Below are 23198 nucleotides of genomic sequence, written 5' to 3'. Positions count from 1 at the left end.
CCCCAGGTCGTCGCCAAACGGTTGCTCAGAGCATCTGCCAAGCATTCAGTGGGTGGGAGCGCTCGAAACGGGCGCGGCGGGCGCCGGCACGGTAGGCGACGGCACGGTCGGACTCGGCGCGGTGGGCCCCGGCACGGTCGGAGCCTGGTGGCCGAGGCGGATCAGCGCACGGCGCGCGAGGTCGGTGATGCCCTGGGCGTTGAGGAATTCCAGAGTGGGCAGTTCGCAGCCCAGCCGGCGGCGGGCCGCGATGACGGCTTCGACGGCCATGAGGGAGTCGAGGCCGAGCTGGTCCAGGCGACGGTCGCGGTCGAGTCGGGCGGGGTCGGTCTGCAGGATGTCGGCCAGCACCTGCGTGATGGCGTCCGCGGCCAGTGCGAGCGCTTCCGCGGGGGTCGCGGTGGCGAGGCGGTGGCGCAGTTGGTCGGGGCCGTCGTCCTGGGGGGTGTGCAGGGGAATGAGGCCGGCGAGGCGTGGGGTCTGCACGGCTGGCATCATGCTGCGGATGCGGGCCCAGTCGATTCTCGCTGCCGCGCTGACGTCGATGTCCTGTGCGATGGCGTGTGTGAGTGCCGCGCAGGCTTCTGCGGGGGTGAGGTTGTCCAGGCCGAGACGGGCGAGCATCTCGGTAATGCCGTGTCGGGCGGCGTAGCCGGTGTCCCCGACGGCGCCCCAGGCCACGGTGGTACCGGGCAGGCCGGTGGCGCGCCTGTTGCGGGTGAGCGCTTCGAGGTAGGCGTTGGCGGCGGTGTAGTTGGCCTGGTAGGCGTTGCCGAACCAGGCGGTGACCGACGAGCAGGTCGCGAAGAGGTGGAGGTCGCGGTCGCGGGTGAGTGCGTGCAGGGTGGCCGCGCCGAGCATTTTGGGCTCCAGAGCGGTGCGCAGACGTTCGTCGGTGAGTTCGGCGAGCGGGGCATCGTCCAGGACCATCGCGGCGTGAATCACTCCGCCCAGCGGTTGACCACCGGTGTCGATGGCGGCGAGTGTCCGGCGCAGGTCTTCTTCGCGGGTGACGTCCGCGGTATAGCCGGTGGCGGTGGCGCCGCGCTCGGCGAGGGACTGGATGAGCTGGGAGGCGCCGGGAGTGTCGGCGCCCCGGCGGCCCACGAGTGCGAGGTGGCGTGCGCCGTGGTCGACGAGACGGTGGGCGAGGGCTGCGCCGAGTCCGCTGAGTCCGCCGGTGATCAGATAGGTGGCTTGCGAGGAGAGCCGCATTGGCGAGGACGGGTGCTCCAGGGGCGGAGGTTCCTCGAAGGAGATAACGACCTTGCCTAGGTGGCGCGAGCGTTGCAGAACACGCAGTGCCTCGGCGATTCGGGTGGCCGGGTAGGTCAAGTGCAACAGGGGGCGGTACGTCCCGTCCGTGATCAACCGTGCTGTTTCGTCGAAGCAGGTCGCGGCCTGGGGCTGGCGGCCGGCGATGAGCTGGTAGGCGTCGATGCCGAAGAAGGCGATGTTGTTGCTGAAGGGTCGCAACGCCAGCGGCGTGGAGGTGTAGATGTCGCGCTTGCCGAGTTCCAGGAAACGCCCGCCTGGGCGCAGGAGTTCCAGACTGCGGCTGATCGCTTCTCCCGCCAGGGAGTTGAGGACGATGTCGACCCCCTGTCCGCCGGTAAGGTCGCGGACGTGCTCGGCGAAGTCCAGGGTGCGGGAGTCCAGGACGTGATCCACCCCGAGCATGCGCAGCAGGTCGCGTTTGGCCGGCGTGCCGGCGGTGGCGATGACGATGGCGCCCGAGGCTCGGGCAAGTTGGAGCGCGGCGAGGCCGATGCCGCCGGCGGCACCGTGGATGAGGACGGTTTCTCCCCTCTGAAGACGCGCGAGTCGTTCGAGGGCATGGTGGACGGTGAAGTAGACGACCGGCAGGGTGGCGGCTTCGGTGAACGCCATGCCGTCGGGGACGGTCCCGACGAGGCGGGCGTCGACGGTCACGTGGGAACTGAGGCTGCGGGGGGCGAGCGCGTAGACGCGGTCGCCGGGTGACAGGTGGGTGACGTCGCCGCCGACGGCAGTGACCGTGCCGGCGCATTCCAGGCCCAGGGCCGGTCCGTCCGGCAGTGGCGCTTCCGCGCCCGGGGGCAGGAGGCCCACGGCGAGCATGACGTCACGGTAGTTGAGCGCGGCCGCTGCGACGGCGATGGTGACCTCGTTGTCCGCGGGCCGCTGTGGTCGGTCGGGAACCCAGGTGAGCCGGGGGCGCAGACCGGCGTCGTGCAGGCGCAGGGTGAAGGGTGTCGCGTCGGGGGTGTCGGGAGCTGTGGCGGACGCGGCCTGGGGGATGGTGCGCGGGACGAAGCGGCCACCGCGGGTGAGGACAACCTCGTCCTCGTCGGTGGGGTCGAGTAGTTCGGCTGCCAGGCGCCGGGCGTCGTCGACGGACTGTGGCCCGGCGTCCAGGGAGATGCGCCGGACGGTCAAGTAGGGGATCTCGTTGGCCAGGGAACGCGTCGCACCCCACAGCGCCGCGTCCTGAGGAGCGCCAGGCCGCTCGGGGGCGGGGTGGATGCCACTGGGCCGGGTGACGATCCACAGGCTGGCCGTGCTCCCGGCCGACAGGTGCGAGCCGGTTCCGGCGAGCTCCCGCAACACACCGAGCCGGGCGGCCGCTCGGTCACAGACTTCGGCTGGACTGCCGCCGTCGTCGTCAGCGTCGAAGACCAGTACCGTGGTCGGGAGTTGCTGCTCAGCCGAAATCTGCGCCCAGTGCCGAGGCGTCTGGGCGAGACCGGTGACCTGGACGTCGGCGCCCGCGTGGATGAGGATGTCGGCGAGGTCCCGGACCAGGCGGCTGTCGGGGGCTTCTCCGGCCAGCAGCCATCGCGTTTCCGGGGCGGCCGACGGCGTGGCAGGGGCGGCGACGGTGGTGCGTGCCGCGCGGCGGGCGCAGAGCACCGAGTACTCGAGTTCCGGTCGGGACCGGTCGTGTCCGAGTTGGGCGACCTCGTCGAAGCCGCATTCGCGCAGCAGCGGCTGCCAGGCGTCACCCGGCAGCAGAGGAGAGTCCGATCGCAGCGGGGCGTCGGTGAAGTCCCAGAAACCTTCGAGCGTGCCGAAGCAGGGGGCCAGGAGACCGGGCTCGTGGGTCTCGTGGGCGAGGAGCTGCCCACCGTCGGCGAGGAGGTGGGTGATGCGAGTCAGGGTCGCGCGCAGGTCCCGCGTGGCGTGCAGGACATTGGTGGCGATCACCACATCGAAGGAGGCCGCGGCGAAGCCCTGCTCGGCCGGGTCCTGGTTCAGGTCCAGGCACTGGTAGTCGACGAAGTCGAAGTCCGCGAAGCGGGCCTTGGCAGAGGGGAAGAAACCGGCGGACAGATCGGTGAAGGTGTACGCCGTGCGCTCCGGCGGCAGGTGGGGCAGGAGCAGAGCCGTGCTGCTGCCGGTGCCCGCCCCGACCTCAAGAACGCGCAGCGGCCGGTCCTCGGGCCAGGCGCGGACCTGCTCGCGCACCAGGGCGAGCAGCAGCTGGTTGTGGAAGCGGGGCTGGACGGCGTCGCTGTAGAAGTACTCGATCAGATGGCGGTCGGGTTCGTCGAAGAGCAGAGTCAACGGATCGCGCTTGCCGCGCAGTACATCGGCCAGGTGAAGGCAGCACCGGCCGAACAGGGACGTCTCCACCGCATGCTGGGGGAAGTCGTCCACGAGTTGCTGGAACCGCTCCAGTGGCGGGGGGCCGTCGGAGTCGGGCAGACGCCAGCGTGCGGGGCGGCCTTCCGCGGCTTGCCGGGTCTGACGCAGCAGGCCCCGGGTGGCGTGGGCGAGCAGTTCGGCCAGACGGGTGTGCCGGGGGAGCATTCCGCCGGCGACCAGGTCACTGACGTCGAACTCGGTTTGGTTTGCGGGCAGCAGTTGGGCGAACGCGTCGGCGGTGAGGCGCGCGCAGCACTCGCGAAGACGCTGCAGCCCGATGTCGTGCCCTTCCTCGCGCCAGGTCCGCTCCAGACGGTCGCGGTAGGGCAGACACGTCTGCACCAGGTCGGTGGGTGAGGGCAGGGGGGTGGGGCCTGCCGGGTCGGCGGCCCCCGGGGCGGCACGGAGCACGTTGACGAGGTGCTGGACGGGCTCGGTGGGGGTGTTGCCCATGCGGCGCAGCCGGCAGCCGGTGAGCTGGAGGCAGACCTGGCCGTCGGTGTCGGACAAGGTGATGTCCCAGCAGGTCTCCTGGGGGTTGCTGTCTCGCAGGCGTACGTGGATCACGCCGGCTCGCGGCGGGGTGCGCCACAGGCGCAGGGCTTCGACGGCGACCGGCAGGAACGGCAGGTACTCGCCGTCGACGCTGGTCAGGCACCCGCCCGCTTGGAGAGCACCGTCCAGCAGGGCCGGGTGGACGTGGTAGCCGTCCGCAGCTTCGCCCAGAGTGTAGGAAGCAACGGCTTCGTCCTCACCCCGGCGCAGCTCGGTGAGGACCTGGAAGGCCGGACCGTACACGAGGCCGGCGCGCCGGGCACGGGCGTAGTGCTCAGCGACCTCCAGGTGGGTGTGCAGACGCGAGCGCAGGTCGGCGAGGTCGACGGAGGGCGGCGCGGCAGCCAGCAGGCGTCGGACGCGGGCGCGAGCGTACTGCTGCCAAGGACGGTCGTCGCCGGTACGCGCGGCGATCGTCAGGGCCTGGTCGCCTTCGCTGAGGGAGACCTGTACGCGGACGTCGGAGGCGTCGTCGTCCCACGGCAGGTCCAGGGCACGGGTGATGAGGAGATGGTTCACCTCGACCGGGGCGTCGTGGACGAGTCCTCCCGCGGCAAGGGCCATCTCCAGATAGGCGGCGGCGGGCATGACCACGGCGCCTGCGACCTGGTGGTCGGCCAGCCACGGCAATCGGGAGGGTTCCACCAGGTTGGACCAGGCCGGCTGCTCGACGGAGACGCGTGCCCCCAGCAAGGGATGCTGAACGGGGGAGGTCTCGCCGGCGACGCGCAGCCACCACTGCGGGTCACCGTGCCAGCGCCGCTCTCGCTGCCAGGGGTACGCCGGCAAGTCGCTCATGCGTCCGGGCCGTGGGAAGAAGGCGTCTTCATGGGTCAGGGCCCCGGCGGCCAGTACCTGTGCCGCCGCGGTGTCGACGGCGGCCGGCCCCGGCACGGCTCGGGCACAGGTGGCTGTCACGAGCACTGGGCGTTCCAGCTCCTTGGTCGCCTTGCGCAGGTAGGGCCGAAGGACGGGGTGGGGGCCGATGTCGACGAAGATGTCGTAGCCGTCATCGAGCAACGTACGCAGGGCCGGCCCGAACAGAACGGGCTCGCGGACGTTGCGCCACCAGTAGTCGGCTTCCAGCTCCTCACCTGGGCAGACCGCGCCGGTGACCGTCGAGACAAACGGCAGAGCGGCGCTGTCGGGACGCAGCCCGTCCAACGACTGGAGCAGGCCGTCCCGTACGGGGTCCATGGCTTGGCTGTGGAAGGCGTAGTCCAGGTCCAGCATGCGGAAGAAGACCGCGCGCACTTCCAGGTCGGCGCCCAGGGCTCGGAGTTGTTCCTCGGGACCGCAGATGGTGACGTCCTGTTCGCCGTTAACGGCGGCGATCTCCAGCGTGCCGGCGTAGGGAGCGAGTTCCTTTGCCGCTTCCTCTGCGGACAGGCCGACGGCGGCCATCCGGCCCCGGCCACGTGTGACCGCCTGGGCTCGGCTGCGCTCGGCGACCACCCGGGCGGCAGCAGGCAGGTCGAGAGCACCGGCGACGTGGGCGGCGGCGATCTCACCGACGCTGTGGCCCAGGACGGCGGCCGGTCGGATGCCCCGGGACTTGAGCAGTTCCACCAGACCGATCTGGAAGGCGAACAGCAGCGGCTGGGCGATCTCGGTGGCCTCGACACGCACCGGGTCCGCCGCCGCCATCTCCTCGCGTACCGACCAGCCCAAGTGAGGACGAAGTGCGTCGTCGACCCGGTCGACTGCGTCCCTGAAGACCTGTTCCTCGCTCAGCAGGTCCGCGCCCATGCCGGCCCACTGGGAGCCGTTGCCGCCGAAGGCGAACACCACACGGCCGTCCGCCACCGCATGCCCGGTGGCGGTGCCGGCGGGCAGGGGCAGTGCCCCTTGACCGACGGCCTCCAGCGCTTCGGCTGCCTGCCGGGCGTCGCGCGCCAGGACCACCGCCCGATGGGGGTGCAGGGTACGACGGCGTACGGCCGTCCACGCCGCGTCGTAGAAGCCCTCAGGGGTTTCCCCGAGCAGCCGCCGGCCCATGCGGGTGGCCGCTGCCTCCAGTGCCTCGGGGGTGCACGCCGAGACCACCACCGGCAGCAGTCCTGGGGGTTGCTCACTGTGGTCGGTGGTGACGGGAGCCGTCGGCGCACCGGTGAGCACGACGTGCGCGTTGGAACCGCCGAAGCCGAAGGAGTTGACACCGACCACCGGTCGCTGCCCGGGCAGCGACCTGGCCTCGGTGCACGGGTCGAGTCGCCAGCCCCCGAAGTCGATATGCGGGCTCAGCGGCTGCGCGTGCAGGGTCGGCGGGATGCGACGGTGCCGCAGGACGAGCAGTGCTTTCATCAGTCCGGCCATACCGGAGGCGGCCTCCAGGTGACCGGTGTTGCTCTTGACCGATCCGATCGGCAGCGGCCCGACGGTGCGGTGGGCGCCAAGAGCGCGGCCGATGGCGTCGCACTCGATCGGGTCGCCCACCGGTGTACCGGTGCCGTGGGCCTCCAGGTAGGAGAGGTCGTCGGCGCTCACACCGGCTCGGGCGTAGACCTGTTCGAGCAGTGCCGCCTGCGCCTGCGCGCTGGGAAGTGCCAGCCCGGTGGTGCTGCCGTCACTGTTGACGCCACTCGCCAGGATCACCCCGTGGACGCGGTCGCGATCCTTGAGCGCGTCGGACAGGAGCTTGAGCGCCACGACGCCTCCGCCTTCCGCGCGTACGTAGCCGTCGGCTTCCGCCGAGAAGACGCGGCAGCGGCCGGTCGGCGACAGCATGGAGGCGGCCGAGAAGCCGGTGAAGCCGAACGGGCTGAGCAGGACGCTTACTCCTCCTGCCAGCGCCATACGGGCCCGGCCCGTCAGCAGCGTCTCGCACGCCTGGTGCAAGGCGGTCAGGGCCGATGAGCAAGCGGTGTCCACCGTCATGCTCGGCCCGTGCCAATCGAGCAGGTGCGAGATACGGTTGGCCGCGTTGGTGGCCGCAAGGCCGGCCATCGTGTACGCGTTGGGTGCGTCGCCGCCGGTGGACTGCAGGTCGGCGTAGTCGTGACTCGACATACCGACGAACACCGCCGTGTCAGAGCCCGCGGTGGCGGCCTGGTCGATGCCGGCATCGTCCAGTGCCTCGACCGCCATCTCCAGCAGCAGCCGGTGCTGCGGGTCCATGCGCGCGGCCTCGCGCGGTGACACCCGCTGGAAGTAGGTGTTGTCGAAACCGGTCACGTCCTGGAGAAAACCGCCCGCGGCCGTGTAGCTCTTGTTGTTCCTGCGCCGTTCAGCGTCGACGAACCTTTCGGCGTCGAAACGGTCGGGCGGTACCTCGCCGACCAGGTCGCGTCCCGCGCGCAACGCCTCCCAAAGGTCGTCCAGACCCGAGATGCCGCCTGGCATTCGGCACGAGACGCCCACGATCGCCACGGCCTGGCTGTCGGGGTATGCGGGGGCCACAGCCACGGAGTTCTCCTGCACGAATGAGTGGGAAGCAGCGGCGAGCTGCATGCGATCGGGGCCGGCGGTGTGTTTCGTCGCCGAACCTCCGCGATCTTAAGGAGTGAGGGGACGGTCCCCTTCACGCGTTACTGCATACGTGGGAACACGACGAGCGATGTCCGGGTGTTTCGAAGGCATTCGTACCATTCGGGGTTTGCGGCGACTGCCTCGATGCGTTCACCACTGCGGGTGAACTGAGGAGCGCCTCTGTCGGCTCCACCTGCAGGTTTGCGCGATCGGGTGAGGAGGTGGCGTCAGCCCGCGGAGCGTCCTTTACCGGAAGGGTGACGGTGAGCCACCGTTCTCCGAAGCGCCGGTAGGGTCACCGCCGTGCTGGTCCCCCCCGCAGGATCCGCCACCTGCACGACACGGGCAGCCGGATCTCTGTCGCCGTCGCACTCCCGCGCCGCCGGCCACAACCCGGCCCACGACAGCCCACCTCGACGCGGCCTCGACGACGTATCTGGAAGGCAGGCCATGAGTAGTTCACCGGTTGCCCCACCGACCGTCAGCACCGACCTGACCGCATGCGGCTGGTGGCGCCCGTGCACGGTGCAGGTCATCGGAGAGGTGCCGGCCGAACACCAGGCGCTACGAGCCTTCCTCGACCGTCTGGTCGCCGCTTTCGAGCTCCAGGGCCACTCCGTCTTCGACCGTTCCCACGGTGACGTCGACCTGATGCTCATGTGCGGGCAGATCCCAGAAGGGCCGCAGCCACTGAGGGATCGGATCCCCGAGAACTACCCGCCACTGAGCGCGATGCTGCGCCAGCGTCACGGTCTGCGCCGCAACCCGCGCCACGTCGTCGCCGTGGTCGAGGTGCCTGAGCGGCTGAGCACCCTGCCCCACGCCGAAGTCGTCGCCACCGCTCGCACCGCCATGGGCCGACTGGGCGCGGCCAAGGTTTTGTTCGTGTCCCGCGGGGACGCTCCCGGCCGGGTGGCGGAGGTGACTCTGTGCACCATGGAGGGCGGCCACCCCACCGAGATGGACGACACCGCCGACCGCATGCGGGACCGGCTCGTCACCGCAGCCTGCGCCCAGCAGGTCGCCGACGACTATGACACCGTCCGCGACGCCATCACGGCCGAGGCGTGGCAGGCCGCCACCGCCCCCGAGCAACTGGCCGCTGCGGGCCGTCGGATGGGTGAACTGGGTCTGCTGTCGCCGCCGTTGAAGGTGTCCGACTTCGTTTCCGACCAACTGGCCGACATGTACGAGATCTACATGGGGGTGCGCGGCTTCAGTGAGGGCATGCTCTTCGCCTTCGACCCCGACCTCGGCTGCTTGGTGGTCAGTGCCTCGGGCTCCTGGGACGTCGACAAGCGGGCATTGACCCGTGAGCAGGTCGTGGCCGTCGAGCCGCGTCTGGCCGGTGGACGGCGTCTGCGCGTCCTGGCGCCGAGCGGCACGCTGCCGATGCAGCCGTCGGTGGAGACATGGGAGATCTGTGCTCTGATGGAGGCTTGCCCCACCGTCCGTGTCACCAAAGACATGGCCGGCACATGGGGCCCGGACCCGAACGGTGAACGCGAGGTTCCCCTGGTCCGCGCCGGTATTCACGCCCACGTCGGCGTCACCTCCAGCGATGACACAGTGATCGAGACCGTGGAAGCCGACCGTGAGCAGTTTCCTTACGGGTTCGGCTGCGGCACTGACCTGACCGTAGAGATCGCACGCAACACCGTCCGCCGGTCACACGCCATCAACGACCCCACGGACCCGCGGGTCTACGTGCGCTGGCCCTTGCTGTACCACGGGGAGATGGCCGTGGAACTGTGGAAGCCCGGCCTGCCCTCCCAGCCTTTCCAGGGTCTGCTCGACCAGTACGGCACGGCGGTGCAGTTCACGCCCGACGACGTCCCGCAGCCGCGGTGAGCGGACGTCCTCCCTCCCCGCGCAGCGGAGGGCCGTCATGCCGAGCGCGGTGATTACCGGAGCCACCTCGGGCCTCGGACTGGCCTTCGCCGTACACCTGGCCGGGGCCGGTTACGACCTGACGCTGGTCGCCCGCACCGAGCGCGATCTGGAGAGTACGGCCGACCTGCTGCGAAGCCCCGGTCGGCGGGTCACTGTCATGGCCGCCGACCTGGCAACCGCCCCCGGCAGCAGCAGGCTCACGGAAAGTCTGGCCCGGACCGTCCCGGACCTGCTGGTCAACAACGCCGGCATGGCGGTCGCCGCGGCCTTTCCCGCCAGTGACTCCGGTGCCGAAGAGGCTCTCTTGCAGCTGAACATCGGGTGTGTGCTGCGCACGACACAGGCCGTCCTGCCCGCCATGATGCAGCGCGGCTATGGCGCCGTCGTCAACGTCGCGTCCGTCGCCGCCTACGGTCCGACCTGGCTGGCCAGCACCTACCCCGCCAGCAAGTCGTGGGTGCTCGCCTTCACCGAGTCCATCGCCCGCTCCGCGCCGGTCCGAGACAGCGGGGTACGCATCATGGCCCTGCTGCCCGGCTACATCCGCACGGCATTCCACCAGCGGGCGGGGCTGGAGGTCGGCCACCTGCCCTCGTGGATGTGGCTGAACAGCGAGCAGGTCGTCACCGCCGCCATGCGCGACCTCGCCAGAGGCCGCCTGGTCAGCATCCCCACCCGCCGCTACAGGGCCTGCGCCTGGGGATTGCGGCACCTGCCCCGCACGCTGACGTCCGCATGCAGCTGGGACCTCGGCCGCGCTCGGTCGGCCCTTGCCCCGCCCGATGCCCCATGCACCGCGGACCCCGCGGCATGACAGTTGGGACGGCTCACACCCACGTCGATGCGCCCCTCAGTCCCACCCGGTGGTGCGGCCTGGGCACTGCGGTGCCCGGAGTGCGCCTCGGTCGTGATCTCTTGCGTGGCAATCGGGTGCTGCTCGCCTTGGCCGCCGTCTTGTCTCTCTTCGCGTCCGCTGCCGGCCTGACCGTGCCATGGCTGGCCATGGTCGTGACGGACGCCCTCACCCACCATCAGCCGATCACCCGTGCCGCCCTGTGCATGAGCACTGCTGTCCTGTGCGCAGCCGGATTCCAAGCCCTCGCCGGATGGCTGCTGGCCGGAATCGGCGAACTCGCCGTACTACGACTGCGCTGCCAGGCCATGGACCACCTGCTGCGGCTGCCATTGCATGCCGTCCGCGACGAGGGCACCGGCGCTCTCACCGCCAGGGTCACCTCTGACGCCGTGGTGCTGCGCATACTCATCGAAACCGGTCTCGTTCATCTCCCGGTGGCGATGATCGCCACCGCAGCCACGCTCACCGCCATGGCTGTCATCGACCCAGTCCTCACCTTGGTCGCCGTCGGCGCCTTCAGTCTGGCCGGCGCCTGTATCGCCCTGATGACGGCTCGCATGAAACACCTCGCGGGCGCCCAGCAGCGCGCCCTCGGACAACTCGCCCAAGGTCTCACCGCCCACCTCACCGCGCTCGTCACCGTCAAGGCGTGCCGCTACGAAGCCGCAGCCGCACGAAAACTCAGACACGCCGCGGCAGACGTGCGCTCCGCATGTCTGCCTGTCTCCCGACTCCAGTGCCTCACCGGCCCGGTGGTGAGCCTCGGTCAGCAGATCGCGGTGCTGGCCGTAGCCCTAGTAGCAGGACAGCAGATCACGCGAGGGGCGCTCTCTCTCGCCTCCTTCAGCGGCTTCTTCCTCTACCTGCTGCACCTCACCTCCCCCCTGGCCATCATCGCCCTGGGCATCGGCCACATGCAGGCCGGGCTGGCTGCGCAAGGCCGTTTCCGTGACCTCTTCACGATCACCGCGGAAACGGACAACGCCACACCGTCCAGCCTGCAATCGACCTGCAGCGAAGCTGAAGCCGTGACGTTCGACCACGTGACCTTCCGCCATCCCGGAGGCAGCCCGGTCCTGGACCGTGCGAGCTTTCACGCTCCCGCAACCGGCCTGACCGCCCTCGTCGGCCCCTCAGGCACCGGGAAGTCCACAGTGCTCACTTTGATCAACCGCCTCGCGTCGACCGATCAAGGTGAGATCCGTGTGCTGGGACGCCCCGTGGACAGCTGGCCTCTCAGCGAGCTACGTCGGCGCACCACCTACGTCGACCAGCACGCCACGCTGATAGAGGGCACCCTTCGTGAGAACCTCCATCTCGGCCTTGAGGGACCGGTCAGCGACGAGACGCTGCTGGACGCGCTGGAGAAGGTCGGTCTGCGCGAGGCCGTCCTGCGCCTCCCCAGAACCCTCGGCACCCCCCTCGGCCGCGCACACGACCTTTCCGGCGGTCAACGCCAGCGCCTGGCCGTGGCCCGTGCTCTCCTCGCTGACAGCGACATCGTCCTCCTCGACGAACCGAACTCCCACCTGGACGGCATCAGCGAACGCCGCATCCTCCAAGCCCTCGTCGACTTATCGGCAACTCGCTGCGTCATCGTCGCCAGCCACCGACCGTCCATCGTCCACAACGCGCGGCACGTCGTTCTGATCGGAGAGGACGGAACAGTTGTCAACGGCAGCCACGAAGAACTGCTTGCCAGCAACATCCACTACAGGGATCTTTTCTCCGGCTACGCCACAGCCTCCTCGGGCTACTCGGAGTTCTGACCCCCACCCGCCGCCCTACGCCAAGCGCGTGCGGACGCCTGCCCCTCAGCCGGCCGCGCCGCCCCCACAGCGCCCGTCAGGAACGGAGCCGGACGTCGGTAGGCATCCGGCCGGGGCGTGAAGATGCGCCGGTGGACGGGCCGCGCCGGCCAGAGCGCGGGCCAGCGCCCGGCCGATTCCGGTGCTGGCTCCGGAGACGAGCGCAGTCGGCATGGTGTGCCCTCTCTGGAAGTGCTGGGGGCGCTTCGCGGGAAGTGCTGTGGGGCTTCACGCCTTTCGGCTCCCATCCTTCTCTCCAACCGACCCGCCTTCAGGGAGCGGCGCAGAGTGTCCCGTCACCGGCACACGCACGGGTGAGGAACCGTGTCCGTCACCTCGGCCGGGCGTTGGGCAGAAGCCCCGGGGTGCAGGAGACAGACCCCGTCATGTACCGGCCACCCGAAGGGACAGCGTGCCTGATGCCTGACGAATCGGCGGAAGTTGCCGTTCCCCAGGAGACCGTGGTCCCGAGGGCTCGTGCCGCCGTCGGGCGAGCGGCCGGCCTGCTCGACGCAGTGGCACGGTGGTCGTTCCGCCGTTGCTGGTGGGTGCTCGGTTCCGCGGCCTGCCTGCTCGCGCTGTGCGCCGTGCTGGGCGTGAGCATGGGCGGCCGGTGGTCCAACGGAGGCTACAACGCGGAAGGTACGGCCGCCTGGCGGGCCGAGGCCGCCGCGCGACCGTTCGCCGCGAGCACTCCCGATCTCGTCCTGTACGCCCGGCCCGGCCAGCCGGTCGACTCGCCAGGCGTGGCGGAGCAGGGCCGCCGGGTGACCGAACTGGCCGCACGCACACCGGGAGTCGAGGTCGCGCTGTCGTACTGGAGCACCGGGTTGGGCCCGTTGCGCACCGCGGACGGGCGTGGCGCGTTGCTGCGCATCGACCTCAAGGGCAGCGACTCCGATGCCGCCCGCACGGCCCGCAGCCTGGTGCCGGTCCTGCGGGCCGCCGCTCCGGGGTTGAGACTGTCCGTGAGCGGCCCGGCCTGGGTGAACGTCACCGCCACCGAGCAGGCGCAACGCGATCTGTTGCACTCGGAGATGTTCAACCTGCCCGTGGTTCTCCTGGTTCTGGTGCTGGCCTTCGGCTCTCTCGGTGCCACGCTCGTGCCCGTGGCGATCGGGGCGGCTGCGGCGTCCGGAGCCCTGGCCGTGCTGTCGGTCGTGACCCGGCTGACGCCGGTGACGGTCTTCGCGGTCAACCTCAGTTGCGCCCTCGGCTTCGGTCTGGCCGTCGACTACGCCCTGTTCACGCTCTCCCGCTACCGAGAGGAGCGCGCGCGTGGACTGGCCGCGGAGGAAGCGGTCGGGCGAGCGATGTCTACCACCGGACGGGCGGTGGTCTGCTGCGCCCTCACCATGGCGTGGTGCATGGCGGCGCTGATGGTGTTCCCGTTGGGGCTCATCCGGTCGCTCGCGATCGCTTCGCTGATCGTCGTCGCGTTCTGCGCGGTAGGCACCGTGTTCCTGCTGCCCGCACTGGTGGCCGTACTGGGCGAGCGCATCGACGGGCTCATCATGCCCCGGCGCCGGTCCGTCACCGGCGCATCGGTCAGCCCTGCCTGGCGGCAGGTCGCCGTCACCGTCACCAGGCGGCCCGTGCTGTGGGCCCTGGCCGGTTCCGCGCTGCTCCTGGGACTGGCGACGCCGGTCCTCGGACTTCGTCCCGCTCTGATGGACGAGACCATCCTGCCGCCCCGAGCCGAGGCGCGAGCCGCCGCGGAAGCTGTCCGCCGCGACTTCCCCTACCCGCCCGATCGACAACTGACAGTGGTGCTGCCCCGCACGGACCCGGTGGCCGAGGCGGCCGGTCTGGACGCCTACGCACGGCACCTGTCGACGCTCCCCGGCACGACGCGGGTGAGCACCGCCGCGGGGGACTACACCGGCGGGAGGCCCGCCGAAGCCCGGCACACCACGGCGTCCGCGAAGCGCGGAACACTGGTGGTGGCGTTCGCGGCGGAGCCCGTGCAGTCCCGTGCGACCGCGAGGCTGGTCGACGCCGTCCGCGGCACGCCGGCGCCGGGCCCGGCACAGGTCGCCGGAACGGCCGCCCATCTCGCCGACACCAGGCGGGCGGTGACGTCCGCGTGCGGCTGGTGGGCGGCCCTGACACTCGGCGGGGTGTTCATCATGCTGCTCGCCTTCACCAGGAGTCTGCTGATCGCGCTGAAGGCCGCCGCCCTGGGGGGACTGAGCATCGGCGCGGCGCTCGGGCTGATGGTGCTGCTGTTCCAGCGGTGGCAGCTCCTGGGGCCGCCCGCGGGCGGTGGTGAGGGCGCCTTGGAGATCACCATGCCGTTGCTGGCCGCTGCCCTCGCGTTCGGACTCTGCGTGGACTATGAGGTGTTCCTCGTCTCCCGCATGGTGGAGGAGTGGCGGCGTACGCGCCGGAACACGGCTTCCATCGTGTTCGGTATCGAACACACCGGTCGGCTGTTCACCGCCGCCGCGCTGGTGGTGGCCGTCAGCATGGGCGCGCTGATGGTGTCCCAGGTGCGTCTGCTGGTGGTTCTCGGCGCGACCATGGCCGCCATCGTCATCCTCGACGCCACCGTCGTCCGGGGTGTCCTCGTCCCGGCGGTGATGCAGCTGGCCGGCCGGGCGAACTGGTGGACCCCCGCAACCCGCCGGCGCGCTCCGGCCAGCCCGTTGTCCCACCGCGACGGTGACAGGGCACCGGACAGTGAGGATTCGGGACGGCCACACGAACGGGTGAGGAGGCGGGCACTCGAGTGAACCGCGTCGTGACGTGCCGAACGGTTCGGGGCGGCGAGACGCCGACCGGTGTCAACAGTGGCCTTGAGTAGCAAGGGGCCTTGCGCTCCGGGCGGTCACCGGACACCACCCACCAGCGGCCTGAAGACGGTCGGCCTCGTGCCCGGCAGCCGCGCCGGGTTCGCCGTCGCCGCCGCGCTCGCCTGGTCTTCGACGGGCAGCCTCCTCGCCCTGCCGCGGACGATCAGCGCGGTGGTGACCGCACTCGTCCGACGCGAACCGGTCGCCGGCGCCCTCACCGCCCTGACCTGTCTGACGCTGGCGGCGTCCGCCGCTCAGGCCGGCTGCGCCTGGATGCTGGCCCGCGCGGGGGAGGGCGTCGCACGGGGCCTGCGGGCGCGGGTCGCCCACCACACGCTGCGACTGCCCCTCGCCGACGTCCAGGCAGGGGGAGCGGGCGACCTCACCGCCCGGATCGTCCATGACACCGGCCAGGTCCCCGCGGCGCTGGAGAGCGGTCTGGTGCACGTCCCGGCGGCCGCCTTCGGCGTCCTGGCAATCCTGACGACAATGACCTGACTGGATCCCCAGCTCCCCCTGGTGACTGTTGGGACGTTCCTCCTGGTCAATGTTCCCGCCCCGGGGCGCTCTCTACGAACTCGTCGAGCCCGTTGATCTGGTGAGGACATACGACCCGGACACCGTCCTGGGCAGGCTGACCGCCTTCCCTGCCAAGCGCGGCGGCCTCTGCCCGCAGAGGCGTCCGTCCGCCTCTGGTGCAGCACCCGCGACCCGGCACTACTCCGTGCAGACGTCGTAGCGGGGCGCGGGTGCTGCGGTCCGGGGCCTGAGCCGGCGGTGCCGTTACTTGTGCATGACGCGATGGATGCGGTGAGCGATGCCGTCGATGGTCGCTGCGGCCATCAGTTCCATGAGGGAGAGTTCGCAGCCGAAGGTCTGCTCCAGGGCTACTTTCAGCTCGGCGCCCATCAGCGAGTCCAGTCCGAGGTCGACCAGGTTGGCGGAAGGGTCCACGCGGTCCGGGGTGGTCTGCAGGATGTGCGCGGTGGCTTCGACGAGTGTCCCGGTGATCAGTTCGAGGCGGGCCTGGTCGCCTTCGGCGGCCTTGAGGCGCTGGCGCAGGTCATGGGCCTGGGTACGTTGTACCCGGCTGCCGAGGTGGCCCAGTTGGGCGGAGAACCTGGGCACGGTGAGCGCCGGGAGCAGGTGCGTGAGGCGTTCCCAGTCCATGACACCGACGGCTGCATGACCCTCGGAGCGGCTCAGATGCCGGTCGAGTGCGGTCAGGGCCATGGCTGGGGTGATCAGTCCGATGCCGGAACGGGTGATGGTGTCGGTCATGTTCGTCCGTGCGACGTATCCGGTCTCGGAGATGCCGCCCCAGGCCAGTGAGAGACCCGGTCGTCCCCGGTCGCGCCGTGTGCGCATCAGCGCTTCCATGTACAGGTTGGCGGCCGCGTAGGGCGCCTGGTGCTGGTTGCCGACCAGAGCGGCGACGGAGGAGTAGGTGACGAAGAAGTCGAGATCACGGTCCTCGGTGAGCGCGTGAAGCACCTCGGAACCGCGCACCTTGGGCGCCAGGACGGCGGCGAAGCGCTCGGCGGTGAGGTCGGTCAGCGGGGCGTCGTCCAGGTGCATGGCGGCGTGCACGATGCCGCGCACCGGACGGCCGTGCCGGTCCGCTTCCGTGATGACCGCCCGGACGGCCTCGCGCTCGGTGATGTCCGCCGCGTGCACCTGGGTGGTCACGCCGGCGCGTTCGAGGTCGGCGAGCAGGCCCGCGGCTTCCGGAGCCTCGGCGCCGCGGCGGGAGACGAGGGCCAGGTGGCGGGCGCCCCGGGTGACCAGATGGCGGGCGGTCGTCGCGCCCAGCCCACTCAGCCCGCCGGTCACCAGGTAGGTCGCGTCGGCGTCGAGGTGCGGCACCGGACGCGGGTCTTCGACGGCGATGGGCAGGCTGTCGGTGAAGGAGACGACGACCTTGCCCAGATGGCGGGAGTGGCGCAGTGCGTCGAAGGCGTCGCGGATGCGGGATGCCGGGTAGCTCTGGTGGGGCAGGGGCCGGTAGGTGCCGTCGGTGACGCGGTCTGTGAGCGTGCGAAAGGCGGCCGCGGCCTGTGCGGGGGCGTCCGCGATGAGCCGGGTGATGTCGACGCCGAAGTAGGCCAGGTTGTCCCGGAAGGGGCGCAGGAGCAGCGGGGAGTTGGCGTAGATGTCGCGCTTGCCCAGCTCGATGAACCGGCCGCCGGGCTTCAGGCATTCGAGGCTGCGCGCGATGGCTTCGCCGGCCAGGGAGTTCAGGACGACGTCGACGCCCTTTCCGTTGGTCAGTTCGCGGACCCGGTGGCCGAAGGAGAGGTCGCGGGAGTTGCAGACCGCGTCGGCGCCCAGGGCGTGCAGCAGGTCGCGCTTGGCCGGGGTGCCTGCGGTGGCGGTCACGCGGGCGCCGACGTGGCGGGCGTACATCAGGGCGGCCAGACCGATGCCGCCGGCGCCACCGTGCACCAGCACCGTGTCGCCGGCCTGCAGGCGGGCGAGCGTTTCCAGGCTGTGCTGGACGGTGAGGTGGACGGCGGGCAGGGTCGCCGCCTGCTCGAAGGTCATGTGGTCGGGGATCCGGCCGGCCTGTTGGGTGCGTACGCGTACGTGGGAGGCGAAGGCGCCGTGGGCGAAGGCGAACACGCGGTCGCCCACCGACCAGTCGGTGACGTCCGGTCCGACGGCGGTGATGACGCCGGCGCACTCCAGGCCGAGGAGCGGTCCGGTGGGAGTGGCCGGTTCGGCGCCGGGTGGCAGCATGCCTTCGGCGAGCATCACGTCGCGGTAGTTGAGTGCGGCGGCCTTGACGCCCACGACCACCTCGCCCGTGCCGGGGCGTTCCACCGTGTGCGGCGCCCAGGTCAGCTGGTGGCCCCGGCCGGGATGGCTCAGCTTCAGCCGGTAGGGGTCGTGGGGACCTGCCTGACGGGTGGCGGTCGGCAGGGCTCGCACGCGAGGGGTGAAGCGCCCTTGGGCTTCCAGTACCACTTCGTCGTCCTCACCTGGTTCGAGGAGTTCGGCGAGGAGTCGTGCTGCGTCGGATGTGTGATCGCGGGAAGGGGAGAGGCTGATACGGCGTACGGTCACGGTGGGGTGCTCGTTGGCGACAACCCGGCCGATGCCCCATACCGCCGCGGCCCATGGGCTGGCGCCGGTGTCCGCAGGCGCGGGGTGCAGACCGGTCGGCGGGGTGACCAGCCACAGCTCGGGGTCGGCCTGGCCCGCTGCGGCGAGCGTGGCTGCCGCGGCTTTCACGGCACCAGCGGCCTTGGTGATGACAGCAGCGTCCTCTTGCTGTTGGTCGCGCCCGAGGAGCAGCACGATGCGTGGCGACACCTGGTCGGTGAGCGACTCGGGCCACCTGTCCGTTGTGCCGGACACGGAGGTGATGATGGCGTCGGCTCCGGCGGCTGCGAGGGCCGTGGTCAAGGCGGTGCCGAGGGGCCTGCCGGCGGCGTCGGTGACGATCGTCCAGGGCTCGCCGGTCCGGAGAGCCGGCGCGTCGGTGGCCGGTGGTTCGTTGTGCGCGTGGGCTGCCGGTGAGGTGTGCCTGCGGGCGAGGAGCAGGCAGTAGTCCTCCGCGGTTTCGGTGTGGCCGCTTCCGGTGTCGACGACGTCGTCGAAACCGCACTCGGAGAGCAGAGGTGCCCACGCGGCTCGGGGCAGCAGGGGACTGGTGCGTAGCTGCTCGTCGGTGAAGGACCAGTACTCGGGCAGGAGTCCGAAGCAGGGGCCGAGGATCTCCTCGTCGTGGCTCTCCACTGCCAGCAGCTGTCCGCCGGTGTCGAGCAACTGGGAGAGGCGTGTGCAGGTGGCGCGCAGGTCCGTTGTGGCGTGCAGCACGTTCGCGGCCACGATCAGGTCGAAGGAGCCGGGCTGGAAGCCTTGTTCGGCCAAGTCGCTGTTGAGGTCGAGCGTGCGGAAGTCCAGGAAGTCGTAGTCAGCGAACCGGGCTTGCGCGCGGGGGAAGAAGGCCGCCGTGATGTCGGTGAAGGTGTAACGGGTCAGGTGCCGGGGGAGCACGGGGAGCAGCGCTGTGGTCAGGCCGCCGGTGCCGGCGCCGACCTCCAGGATGCGCAGGGGACGGTCGGCCGGCCAGGCGCGCAGCGCTTCCTCCAGGACGAGGCGGGCGTAATGGCTGTGAGCGCGCATCTGCGGGGTGTCGGCGTAGAAGGCTTCCACCAGGTGGCGGTCGGCCTCGTTGAACAGCACGTCGCGGGCATCGGTGCGGCCGGTGAGGATGTCGGTCAGATGGGTGCCGCAGCGGGAGTACAGGGCGATGGCGGTGATCCACTGGGGGAAGCGCTCCGCGCACTGTCGCAGGTGTGCTTCCGGGGCGGGTTCCGCTCCGGTGAGGTGCCAGCTGTCCTCTCCGGTGGCCTGGGCGGGCAGGTGCTCCAGGAGGCCGGCCCGGGTCGCGAGCCCGGCCAGCAGGCGCGCGTAGGGGACGTAGTGCGGTCGCAGTCCCGCTTCCAGCAGGTCGCGCAGCCGGAAGCGGTCCTTGCCCGGTAGCAGAGCGGCGAAGGCGGCGGCCGCGTAGTGCCCGGCCGTGGTCTTCACCATGGGTGCGAAGCGGCGGTAGTCGTCGGCCTGCTCCTCCTCGAAGGCGGCCCGAGCAGGGGCCGTGGCGGCCACTGTGTGCGCCGGGTCGGGCAACGGCGCGGGAGCCGTGACCTGGGACCGGCCCGAGCGGGGCGCGTACCGCAGCACGGTCGCCAGGTCCTGCACCTCGTCCCGGCTGGAAACGGCGTGCAGGCGGCAGCCCGACAGTTGGACGGCGATGGTGCCGTCCTCTTGGGTCACGGTCACATCGATGACGGCGTCCGCGCCGGTGAGGTGGCGCAGTGTCACGTGGATCAGACCGTCTGCCGGGGGATGCCGCCATACGCGGGCGGACCCGATCGCGGTGGGCAGGAACATGCGGCCGCCGGCGACCTGGGCGAGGAGCGGGGCGGCTGCCTGCAGGGCGCCGTCGCAGATCACGGGGTGCGCTTCGAAGTCGGCGCCGTCGGATGTGGGCAGTTCGGGCAGGCGGTAGGTTGCGGTGACCTGCGTGGCGGACACGTTCAGGCCGGTCAGGACCTGGAACGCCGGGCCGTACGACAAGCCTGCCCGGGCGGCGTGCTCGTAGTGCACGGCGGCCTCGACCACTGTGCCGTCGCCTCGGTGACCGAGCGGCGCCGGAGCGGGGACGGTGAGACGGCGGACGCGGCCTCGGGCGTGCGGTGTCCACTGCGCGGCGGCATCGGTGCGGGAAGCGATGACCACGATGCCGTCCTCGACGGACAGCGACGTCTGGATCGACATCGAGGCCGGGTCGTCGGAGCGCGGCAGCGTCATGGGCCTGAGCACATCGAGGTCGGTGACCTCACACCGTGTGCCCAGTCCGGCGCGGCCCGCCGCCAGCGCGGCCTCCAGGTAGGCGGTCGCCGGCATGACGACGTTCGTCCCGACCTGGTGGTCGGCCAGCCACGGCAGCCGGGTGCGGGTGAGCTGCTGGTGCCAGGTGGGCTCTGCGACAGCCGCCCGGCGGCCCAGCAGGGGATGCACCAGGGTCTTGTCCTGGGGGACGGTGACCCACCAGTCGGGCGTTCCGCTCCAGTGCCGCTCGCGCTGCCACGGGTACCCGGGCAGGGACACGACCTTGCCCGGCCGGGGGAAGCACTGTGCGCTGGTGGGGGCTCCGGCGGCGATGATTGCGGCGGTGGCGCGGCGCAGTGCGGTGGGGCCGTGGGTGTCGCGGCGCAGTGTGGTGTGCGCACCGACGTGGCCGGGCAGCAGCCGTTTCAGGTAGGTGGACAGGACGGGGTGGGGGCCGACTTCGACGAAGTGGGTGCAGTTCTCGCCGGCCAGCGCCCGTACGGCGTCGGAGAACAGCACGGGTTCCCGCACGTTCCGCCACCAGTAGTCCGCGTCGAGCCGTTGCCCCGTCAGGAGCGTGCCCGTCACCGTGGAGGCGAACATCAAGCGGCCCTGGCGCGGGCGCAGAGTGCGCAGGGGGTCCGCGACTTCCTCGCGCACGGGCTCCATGTGCCGTGAGTGGAAGGCGTAGTCGAGGTCCAGGATGCGGAAGAACACATCGCGAGCCGTGAGTTGCCGGCCCAGTTCCGCCAGCGTGCCGGCGTCGCCTGCGATGGTGACGTCACCGGGACTGTTGACCCCGGCGATCTCGAGGCGTCCGTGGAAGGCCGCCAGCTCCTTGGTTGCTTCCTCGCGGCTCAGGCCGACCGCGGCCATACGGCCACTGCCGGCCGTCGCCGCCTGAGCCCGGCTGCGCACCGCCACGACACGGCACGCCTGCTCCAGATCGAGACAGCCGGCGACGTACGCCGCGGCGATCTCCCCGATGCTGTGGCCGACGACCGCGTCCGGCTCGATGCCCCGTGCCGACAAAAGCCGGGCGAGCCCCACCTGCACGGCGAACAGCAACGGCTGGGCGATTTCGGTGTGCTCCAGATCCGGTGAACCGGCCGCGAGCCGTTGACGCACCGACCAGCTCAGATGAGGCCGCAGGCACGCGTCGACCTCGTCGATGGCGGAGGCGAAGATCGGCTCGTCCAGCAGGTCGGTACCCATGCCGGCCCACTGCGACCCGTTGCCGTCGAAGACGAACGCCACCCGGCCGGGGGCGGCTCGTACGGCGTGGGCGGCCGCTTCGGGCTGCTCGCCTCCCGCGAGTTGCAGCAGGGCCTCGGCCGCCTGTGACGCATTCTCGGCCCAGACGCAGGCGGTGTGCTCATGGCGGGTGCGGCGCTGCGTCGAGGTGTAGGCGACGTCGTAGAGGTCGTCGTCGGCGAACTGGAGGTGCTCCGCCATCCGCTGGCTCGCCTGCGCCAGTGCGGCCGGTGTCCGGGCGGACACCACCACCGGCACTGCGCGTGGCCTGGGCTTCGGCCCGATGTCGTCAGAGGGACAGGCGGCCACGACGAGGTGGGCGTTGGCGCCGCCAAAACCGAACGAGTTCACCCCGGCCACGACCGCGCCGGGTCCGTCGAGCTGTTCCAGCCGCGTGACCGGCCGCACGTTCAGCTCGTCGAAGGGGATGGCGGGGTTGAGTTGTCCGGCGTGCAAAGTCGGCGGAATTTGGCGGTGCTTGAGGACCAGCAGGGCCTTGAACAGCCCCGACATGCCGGCGGCCGCTTCCGAGTGACCGAGGTTGCTCTTCACCGACCCGATCGGAAGGGGGCCCCGGTTGCGGCCGACGCCCAGAGCCCGGCCGATCGCCTCGACCTCCAGGGGGTCCCCCGCCGGGGTGCCGGTACCGTGCGCTTCCAGATAAGCGACGTCGTCGGGGACCAGCCCGGCCCTCTCGTACACCTGGCGCAGCAGCGCCTCCTGCGCGGCGCTGCTGGGGAGCGCCAGGCCGGGAGTACGGCCGTCGTTATTCACGCCGCTGGAAACGATCACCGCGTGGACGCGGTCTCCGTCGCCGCGGGCGTCGGCCAGCCGCTTGAGCAGGACCAGTCCGCCGCCTTCCGCGCGGGTGAAGCCGTCGGCCTGTGCGGAGAAGGGGCGGCAACGGCCCGTCGGCGACAGCATGGAGGCGTTGCAGAAGCCGGAGAAGATATGAGGGTTGAGGAGGACGGTGACACCGCCCGCGACGGCGACGCGAGCGTGCCCGCCCCGCAGGTGTTCGCATGCCTGGTGCACGGCGGTCAGGGCGGAGGAACAGGCGGTGTCGACCGTCACGCTCTGCCCGTGCCAGTCGAAGTAGTGCGACAACCGGTTCGCGACGATGGCTCCAGCCATCCCCGACATGGTGTAGGCGTTCCCCGACTCCGGTGAGGCCGACTGTAGTTCGCCGTAATCACGGCTTGAGCAGCCGATGAACACCGCCGTGTCCGAGCCTTCCAATGCTGCGGCGTCGGCACCGGCGTCGTCCAGTGCTTCCACGGTCATCTCCAGCAGCAACCGCTGCTGCGGGTCCATCTGGGCCGCTTCCCTCGGCGAGATGCCGGTGAAGAAGGAGGTGTCGAATCCGGACACGTCGTCGAGGAATCCACCCGCCGCGGTGTACGACTGGCCCGGACGGCGGCTGGAGTCGACGAAGTCCGCGACCGGGAAGCGGTCCGGGGGTACCTCGGTCACCAGGTCGGCGCCGGTTGCCAGGGCCGCCCACAGGTCGTCCAGATGATGAATCCCGCCGGGCAGCCGACAGGCGGAACCCACTACGGCAATGGCGTCCTCGGGCAGCATGGACGTACGCAGAGACAACGG

The 23198-nt window shown here is 70.8% G+C and carries 7 protein-coding genes; 5 read left to right on the top strand and 2 right to left on the bottom strand.

Annotated elements, in window-relative coordinates:
- Positions 1 to 45: 45 nt before the first annotated feature.
- Positions 46 to 7587: an SDR family NAD(P)-dependent oxidoreductase gene (locus ACZ7N4_RS13850; RefSeq protein ID WP_471357722.1), complete on the bottom strand. Its 7542-nt coding sequence runs from the start codon at positions 7585 to 7587 to the stop codon at positions 46 to 48.
- 513 nt (positions 7588 to 8100) lie between these two features.
- On the opposite strand from ACZ7N4_RS13850, the gene ACZ7N4_RS13845 reads away from it, so the two are divergent.
- The 5 genes from ACZ7N4_RS13845 (at position 8101) to ACZ7N4_RS13825 (ending at position 15500) form a co-directional block, all read left to right on the top strand.
- Positions 8101 to 9501 carry a hypothetical protein gene (locus tag ACZ7N4_RS13845; protein ID WP_471357719.1) on the top strand — a complete coding sequence of 467 codons (1401 nt, stop codon included), beginning with the start codon at positions 8101 to 8103 and terminating at the stop codon, positions 9499 to 9501.
- A gap of 37 nt (positions 9502 to 9538) precedes the next feature.
- The gene (locus ACZ7N4_RS13840; protein ID WP_471357716.1) at positions 9539 to 10357 is read left to right on the top strand and encodes an SDR family NAD(P)-dependent oxidoreductase; all 819 of its coding nucleotides are present in this window, start codon (positions 9539 to 9541) and stop codon (positions 10355 to 10357) included.
- Positions 10358 to 10437: 80 nt separating this feature from the next.
- A complete protein-coding gene (locus ACZ7N4_RS13835; protein ID WP_471357714.1) occupies positions 10438 to 12168 on the top strand; it encodes an ABC transporter ATP-binding protein in 1731 nt (576 codons plus the stop codon).
- Positions 12169 to 12626: 458 nt separating this feature from the next.
- On the top strand, positions 12627 to 14942 hold the full coding sequence (locus ACZ7N4_RS13830; protein WP_471357711.1) for an MMPL family transporter: 2316 nt from the start codon (positions 12627 to 12629) through the stop codon (positions 14940 to 14942).
- A 138-nt stretch (positions 14943 to 15080) separates the two neighbouring features.
- Positions 15081 to 15500: an ABC transporter transmembrane domain-containing protein gene (locus ACZ7N4_RS13825; protein WP_471357709.1), complete on the top strand. Its 420-nt coding sequence runs from the start codon at positions 15081 to 15083 to the stop codon at positions 15498 to 15500.
- A gap of 285 nt (positions 15501 to 15785) precedes the next feature.
- Here ACZ7N4_RS13825 and ACZ7N4_RS13820 read toward each other — a convergent pair whose 3' ends face one another.
- Entirely contained in the window at positions 15786 to 23195 is a 7410-nt protein-coding gene (locus ACZ7N4_RS13820; protein ID WP_471357707.1) for an SDR family NAD(P)-dependent oxidoreductase, read from the bottom strand.
- Positions 23196 to 23198 lie beyond the last annotated feature (3 nt).

It is taken from the genome of Streptomyces sp. NPDC107654, assembly GCF_055639035.1.
The sequence above is the reverse complement of the archived record's forward strand: the minus strand, read 5'-3'. Positions and strand labels throughout refer to the sequence as shown.

What these genes read in the sequence shown, in the direction of transcription:
- ACZ7N4_RS13845 (WP_471357719.1), top strand. Translation starts at nt 8,101, where the DNA reads ATGAGTAGTTCACCGGTTGCCCCACCGACCGTCAGCACCGACCTGACC.
- ACZ7N4_RS13840 (WP_471357716.1), top strand. Translation starts at nt 9,539, where the DNA reads ATGCCGAGCGCGGTGATTACCGGAGCCACCTCGGGCCTCGGACTGGCC.
- ACZ7N4_RS13830 (WP_471357711.1), top strand. Translation starts at nt 12,627, where the DNA reads ATGCCTGACGAATCGGCGGAAGTTGCCGTTCCCCAGGAGACCGTGGTC.